Below are 591 nucleotides of genomic sequence, written 5' to 3' on the forward strand. Positions count from 1 at the left end.
GATGCCGGGCCTGACCAGACGGGGATTGCGTCCGGGTCGTCTGCGACACTGGACGCGACCGCGTCGAGCGATCCGGATGCGGGCGACACGCTCAGCTATGCGTGGACGCAGACGGATAGCTCGGGTCGAACCGTCACCCTATCGGATTCGGAGGCCGCGCAGCCCACGTTTGCAGCACCGACGCTGGGGGCGAATGACGCGGCGGTGACGCTGACCTTCGAGCTCGTCGTGACGGATGACAAGGGCAACGCATCCTCAGCGGACACGGTTGATATTACCGTCACCCCGCCGGCCAACACGGCGCCGACGGCGGATGCCGGGCCTGACCAGACGGGGATTGCGTCCGGGTCGTCTGCGACACTGGACGCGACCGCGTCGAGCGATCCGGATGCGGGCGACACGCTCAGCTATGCGTGGACGCAGACGGATAGCTCGGGTCGAACCGTCACCCTATCGGATTCGGAGGCCGCGCAGCCCACGTTTGCAGCACCGACGCTGGGGGCGAATGACGCGGCGGTGACGCTGACCTTCGAGCTCGTCGTGACGGACGACAAGGGCAACGCATCCTCAGCGGACACGGTTGATATTACC

1 protein-coding gene is annotated in these 591 nt (G+C 66.7%); it reads left to right on the forward strand.

The genetic code is table 11. The annotated features are described in order from the left end of the window. The coding region (locus ACH107_RS33375) for a PKD domain-containing protein (RefSeq protein ID WP_412509866.1) at nucleotides 1-591 on the forward strand (591 nt) is incomplete at both ends.

Source organism: Roseovarius halophilus (ex Wu et al. 2025), assembly GCF_047086965.1.